The organism is Burkholderia sp. Bp8986 (assembly GCF_003854225.1).
In the GTDB taxonomy this organism is placed as follows: domain Bacteria; phylum Pseudomonadota; class Gammaproteobacteria; order Burkholderiales; family Burkholderiaceae; genus Burkholderia.
In genome coordinates this window covers 1-5,886 of record NZ_QTQM01000088.1, presented here as the reverse complement: position 1 = coordinate 5,886, position 5,886 = coordinate 1, and the positions used below count along the sequence as shown (strand labels likewise).

The 5,886-nt window shown below is 57.9% G+C and carries 4 protein-coding genes and 5 pseudogenes; 5 read left to right on the top strand and 4 right to left on the bottom strand.

Features of this window, described 5'->3' with window-relative positions:
* From DID99_RS35555 to DID99_RS38410, 4 genes and pseudogenes are all read left to right on the top strand, one after another.
* Positions 1-1,461, top strand: a pseudogene (locus DID99_RS35555) (Tn3 family transposase); the annotation flags it as partial.
* 498 nt (positions 1,462-1,959) lie between these two features.
* Positions 1,960-2,322: a transposase domain-containing protein gene (locus DID99_RS38580; protein WP_124668639.1), complete on the top strand. Its 363-nt coding sequence runs from the start codon at positions 1,960-1,962 to the stop codon at positions 2,320-2,322.
* A gap of 7 nt (positions 2,323-2,329) precedes the next feature.
* Entirely contained in the window at positions 2,330-2,602 is a 273-nt protein-coding gene (locus DID99_RS38195) for a plasmid pRiA4b ORF-3 family protein (protein WP_260444777.1), read from the top strand.
* Positions 2,603-2,702: 100 nt separating this feature from the next.
* Positions 2,703-2,753: pseudogene (locus tag DID99_RS38410) on the top strand (hypothetical protein); the annotation flags it as partial.
* A 128-nt stretch (positions 2,754-2,881) separates the two neighbouring features.
* Here the strand turns inward: DID99_RS38410 and DID99_RS38190 are convergent.
* The 4 genes and pseudogenes from DID99_RS38190 to DID99_RS35530 form a co-directional block, all read right to left on the bottom strand.
* A pseudogene (locus DID99_RS38190) lies at positions 2,882-3,115 on the bottom strand (hypothetical protein); the annotation flags it as partial.
* Positions 3,085-3,857, bottom strand: a protein-coding gene (locus tag DID99_RS35540; protein ID WP_124668638.1) for an IS5 family transposase whose coding sequence is annotated in 2 segments (ribosomal slippage) — positions 3,085-3,548 and positions 3,548-3,857 — 774 coding nt in all. Because the reading frame shifts where the segments join, the coding sequence is not laid out codon by codon here. The gene DID99_RS35540 and the pseudogene DID99_RS38190, both read right to left, overlap by 31 nt.
* Before the next feature lie 154 nt (positions 3,858-4,011).
* Entirely contained in the window at positions 4,012-5,424 is a 1,413-nt protein-coding gene (locus tag DID99_RS35535) for a hypothetical protein (protein ID WP_124668637.1), read from the bottom strand.
* A 200-nt stretch (positions 5,425-5,624) separates the two neighbouring features.
* Positions 5,625-5,786, bottom strand: a pseudogene (locus tag DID99_RS35530) (IS6 family transposase); the annotation flags it as partial.
* Here DID99_RS35530 and DID99_RS38185 point away from each other — a divergent pair.
* A pseudogene (locus DID99_RS38185) lies at positions 5,777-5,886 on the top strand (transposase); the annotation flags it as partial. The pseudogenes DID99_RS35530 and DID99_RS38185 sit on opposite strands and share 10 nt — an antisense overlap.

Here is a 5,886-nt window from a genome sequence, read left to right as displayed (position 1 = left end):
CTGGACGGCAACCGCCGATTCCATCCTTCAGAAAGTGGCTCGGCTATGCAAAGTTATTTCTGGGACGGAACACTAGCGCGTTTGCGGGAAGCGCTGGATGAAACGGCTAGGCTCGCTGCCGCCGGCGAATTGCCGGACGTCGAACTGAACGACAAGGGGCTCAAGATCACGCCCCTCGACGACGCGACGCCGGCGGCGGCCGACCTGGTCACGCAGCAAGTGTATGACCTGATGCCACGTGTGAAGATCACGGACCTGCTGCTCGAGGTCGATCAGTGGACGGACTTCACGCGTCATTTCACGCACCTGAAGAACGACGCGGAGCACCCGGACCGGACGCTATTGCTCAGCGCGATCCTTGCCGACGCGTTCAACCTCGGTCTGGAGAAGATGGCCGATGCATGTCCCGGTACGAGTGTCGCCAAGCTTTCTTGGCTGGTCGCCTGGTACATTCGCGACGAAACCTATCAGAAAGGGCTGGCCGAGCTGGTCAACTACCAGCATCGTCTGCCCTTTGCTGCATACTGGGGCGAGGGTACTACCTCGTCATCCGATGGTCAGCGCTTCCGCGTGGGTGGTCACGGCCGGGTCGCCGGCTATCGAAATGCGAAGTACGGAAGCGAACCCGGAGTACTGTTCTACACGCACATCTCGGATCAGTACGCGCCGTTCCACACCAAGGTCATCAACTCGCCCGTGCGCGACGCGACGCACGTGCTTGATGGCCTGCTGTACCACGAATCGGAATTGCGCATTGAGGAGCACTATACCGACACGGCAGGCTTTACCGACCATGTGTTCGCGCTGTGCCACTTCCTCGGATTCGAGTTTGCCCCGCGCATTGCCGACCTTGCCGACAAGAACCTGTATGTGCCCGGCAAGCCGGGCGACTGGCCCGCACTGTCTTCGCTGATCGGCGGGGCAATCAATCGCAAGCTGATCGAGCGGGAATTCGCGGCCGTGACCCGGCTCGCGGCCTCGATCCAGCAGGGCACGGTTACCGCCTCGCTCATCCTGCGCAAGCTCAGCGCCTATCCGAGGCAGAACAGCCTCGCCGTGGGCCTGCGCGATCTGGGACGCATCGAACGCACGCTGTTCACGCTCAAGTGGCTGCAGGACCCCGCGTTGCGTCGGCGTGTATCCGCCGGACTGAACAAGGGCGAGGCCCGCAACTCGCTTGCACGTGCGGTGTTCTTTTACCGCCTGGGGGAGATCCGGGACCGCTCGTACGAGAACCAGCGCTATCGCGCCAGCGGCCTCAATCTGGTCGTGGCCGCGATTACGTTGTGGAACACGGTGTATCTCGAACGGGCGGTCGCTGCCTTGCGACAGCAGCAGCGCGTCGACGACGGCCTGCTGACGCATCTAGCGCCGCTGGGATGGAATCACATCAACCTGACCGGTGATTACGTCTGGCACGCCAACAAGCGCGTCGCGAAGGGACGCTTCAGGCCGCTGCGAGCGGACAAATCAACCAAGTCGATGGCTTCGGCTCGTGCGTCCTGCGCCTTTCCTTGCGCATCTTCTCGGCAAAAATCGAGAATCTACGCAGGAACCCAAATTGTTAACAGAGGCATCGCCCCGGTCGTTGCGCGTATACGTCACCGCGGCGCTCGCCGGATTTATGCAACAACGCCGCGAAAAAGTGTCAACCTATTTCAGGACGGGTCAAAGTTGCAAAAAAAGCTGCGGACAAGCCGCAGCCTAAAGAAGGAACATTAGCCCAATAAAGAAGCTGCGGAACACATGAATCGCGCAGCAGCGACATAATACTCGCTCGGGGTAAGTTTATTTTTAAAAAAAACTCAAACGTTTAGCAATTTGCCGTTCAGGCAAGGTGGTCGCCGCGAGGGATAGCGACTCCTCTGGATTGTTCGATCTTATATGATGACTGTCAAACTGCGTTCGGTCAAGTGAAATCGATTTTGTCAAATGATATTGACTCGCTAACGATCCTGAGTGTTGCTGCATAACTCGACGACGAAGCAACTCCAATGTTCATGCATCAAAAGGTGGCAAGGATTGCGGGCGTGTGAGGATACTCCCAAGCGCCTCGGACAGATTGAAGATGAGTTGGCTGGCCGCTTGCGGCCCTTGGTCTGCAGCAGGCGCAACTACCTGTGCGCAGGCTCCGACGGCGGTGGCGAAAGCGCGGCGATGACCTACTGTCTCATCGGTACAGCATGCCTAAACGGCATTGAGCCGTTCGCGTACCTGCGCACGGCGTTTGAGCGGATTGCCGGTCGTTCCAACACCCGCATCGACGAGTTGCCGCCGTGGCGCCTCATGCTAGCCCAACACGTTGAGCAGCAAGCCGCGTAATAATTCGATGGCTCAAGCCCGCAAGCCCTCCCTGAGCCAAGTCAAAGCGCCTGTACCTGTACCCGATCACGTGCTGCGCGTTGAACCGCAATATATCAAGTCGGTAATATGGCGAAGCATCATCGTTCCCAGCTCAATCTCGGCAGGCATGCTGCGTGTCCCGCTGCTACCGGCCATGAGTTGGGAAGGCGTCCACCTGCACGTATTCGTATTCGGCGAAGCAAACTATGGTGAACCGGATGACTTCGAATTCCCGAGCGATCCGCTAATGCATCAATGACAGACCCGTCGACCTGGCGAAGGCGCTGGGGTGGCGTGAAGTCATTCACCTACATATATGACCACGGTGATAACTCGCAGCATCGGAGGAGGACGTCGGAGTGCCCGGATATGCCGACTTCCTCGAAGTGATCACCGATCCGACGCACGCGGAGCACAACCCGTTCCTCACGTGGTGCGGCGGCATCTTCGATCCCGCTGCCTTCGATCTCGCGCTCGCGAATCGACGGCTCGCACTGGTAGTTCTGGTTATCAAGACGGCTTCAGGTCGACGCTTATCGATCTTCGCGTGCAAGGATTTCAAATCAACCGGCCGCTCGTTCGACGGGGCCCCGGCCGCGCTGAATATAGTAGCGGCAGGCTCCTGCAGTTGCCGCTTCCGTTCCGTGATCTGGTTCGGGTGTACATCGAATTGCTGCGCCAATTCGGCAAGCATCCGCTCACTCTTGACCACCACCAGGGCTGTTTCCGCTTTAAGAAGCTCTAACACAATGAGTTTTGAAGCTGTCGCCAGCAGATGACGCAAGCGGCGATTTTCATGAACGCTTCATGGATGGTCGCGAGGCGTTCGAACCGAATGCGCAGACGTCTGAGGTTGTGCAGCCACGCAAAGGTGCGCTCGACGACCCAGCGGGTCTTTCCAAGACCGCTGCCGTGCGGCTCGCCACGGCGGGCAATCTGCGTGGCGATGCCGGCGGCATGCAGTGGTTTTCGATATTTGTCGTGGTCATAGCCACGATCGGCTTGCACCACGACGGGCTTTGATAGCGGCCGTCCTCGTTTGCCGCGAATGGGCGGGATGGCCTCGATGAGGGGCAGCAGTTGAGTACCGTCGTTGCGGTTGGCGCCCGTGAGGATCAGCGCGAGCGGAATGCCCTGCGCTTCAGTCACGAGGTGGTGCTTTGAACCTGGTCGTGCCCGATCGGTGGGATTGGGTCCTGTTTTTGACCCGATCCCACTGCACGAATGGAGGACGAATCGATGACCACGCGCGACCAATCGATGCGATCGGCCGCGCGAAGCTTGGCCAGCAGTACCTCGTGCAGTCGATCCCAGACGTCCGCGTGCTGCCAATCGCGTAGCCTGCGCCAGCAGCTCATGCCTGAGCCGCAGCCCATTTCCTGCGGAAGCATTTCCCAGGGAAGGACGGATTGCAGCACGAACAAGATTCCGGTCAACACGGCGCGATCGTCCAGCGGCTTGCGCCCCGGGTATCGCGTCCGACGCGGCTTTGGTGGTGGCTGCAACGGTTGAATAAGAGGTTAACAGAGCGTGCGGCGGGTTAACAGTCCCCACAACTCATTATGTTAGAGTTTTTAAGTGCCGTTGAGCGCGTATGTCGGATTCTCTCCGTCGTCTTTCCGGTTTCTTGGCCTGCATTATCGCTGGCCCCAGCAACGGGCATTTCACCTACCCGACTGTCCGAATTCGCGAGGTCGCCTCCGGGAGCTTTGTTGTGATAGGTGCTGGAGCACTTTGGCGGAGCGCTTCCAGAGGTTTCTCCTGCAGCTCAGGCGGCAGCGTGGCGATAGTGAGAAACAGGTGCTTGCGGGCTGCTAAGCGTTCTTTCGGTGTGAGGTTCGTCAGATTCACGACTTGCCCGGTGAGATCGCACAGCACATTTGCTCGCAGCTGGGGTGGCAGCGATATGTCTACGAGGAATGCGAAGGCCGCGGATTGCTCCCTATACGGAGACTCTTCGAGCTCGAGCTGTTCCTCCAGTTCTTCCATTAGTGTGGCCTGTTCCTCGGGCGCTAGCATCACGATCTTGCTGACCAGATAGGCAAGGGCTGGGCCTCGAGCACCAACGGGGACTTCCCAGACTTCGCGCGCGAGACCGGGCAGCAGCTCGTATCCAAACTTGAGGGGTAGGGCGTTGATGCTACCTTCCAGTCGCGTAAATGCACGGCTTCGCGCACTGTCGGGTAGATCGGAGATCCAGTCAATGAGGATGTTCAATAGCGTCGCTTGCTGCGCGAATGACGACTGCGCCTCGATGTTACCTAGCAACTGCATGAAGGCGGCTTCTCGCGCGTCATCCGGGAGGTCGTCGATTCTGTCAATGATGGTCTTTAACACATCGCAGTGCTGTGCTGGCGTCAGTCGCAGTTCGGCGGCCGCGTTTATCCAATGAGCGAAGGCTTCGCCCCGGGCTGTGGCGGGAAGATGCTTGATATCGCATGCGAATTCGGCCATTAACTTGGCCCGCTGCTTGTCGGAAGGCAGCATGCCGATCTTGCTTACCAGGCGCGCGAAGGCCGGGCCTCGTGCATCTTCTGGGAGAAACGGGACCTCGCGGGCAAGAGTATCTAAAAACTCGGCATGTTGTTCGGACGACAATGCGGGTATCTTGTCTTCTAGGCTATGGAGCGCCGCGAGACGATCGCTACCTGGAAGACTCTCGATTCGCTCAGCAAGAACTGGCAGGATTTTACTTAGGAGTTTTCCGGGAAGGCGCCAGATAGAGTTTTTACTTGTGTGATTCGAGTCGGCGAGGGCCTTAAATTGTTTGAGCGTGCAGACCTGTGATACTTCCTTCATGAGCGCATTGAACCGGGTTTCGATCTTGACGACTGAAGCGCCGTTTGTGGACGCGACGTGCAAATCCGAAGATGGTGTGAGGCGTCGCCGTTTGTTCGCAGGAACCTGTACCGCTGATTCGCTATCTGCTTGTTCAAAAACGCGAGAAATGTCCTCAGGTACCCCGTGTGTGGTTCCCCGCTGGATCGAATGACGTTGCCCATTGTGACGCAATCCGACATTACCGGTTGGGGTTGATGACTGTGTTGCGGAAGCGCGAGATTTTGGGGAGACGTTGAACATACGAATCGCCAGAAGTCAAAACGAAAGGCTAGAGCGTAAAGGTTCCTGATGCTTCAAGAATTATTTGAAATTCACGATTCCAGGTAAGAAATATGAGATTGTGAGCGAGGGTCTAAATCCGACGGCGAACTGAGATGTCGGGGAATGGCGTTGTCACGTTAGCGTACATAGGATAGAGCCTTGGCGGGCGAAGGTCCTGCTTAGGATGCAACGGCTGGACCTTGGGCAAGACCTGTGAATAAACTCAACGCGTCGAATCGTGCTGCGAGGTGCTTTCGATAAAGCGAAGCTCCTAGCAAGTGACGCTTGAGCGCAGAGTGTTACCGGATCGGACCGAAGCATCTCAGGAAGGTCTGCGTACGTTCGGATAGGTCTGGTCACGCAACCGGTGATCAACCTGATGCGCGACGCGCTGCTCGAATCGGACCTGATCTACGGCGACGAGACAACGTTCCAGGTGCT

Excerpts from the sequence above, each read along its gene's own strand:
- DID99_RS35535 (WP_124668637.1), bottom strand. The coding sequence starts at position 5,424 with ATGTTCAACGTCTCCCCAAAATCTCGCGCTTCCGCAACACAGTCATCA.
- DID99_RS38195 (WP_260444777.1), top strand. The coding sequence starts at position 2,330 with ATGGCTCAAGCCCGCAAGCCCTCCCTGAGCCAAGTCAAAGCGCCTGTA.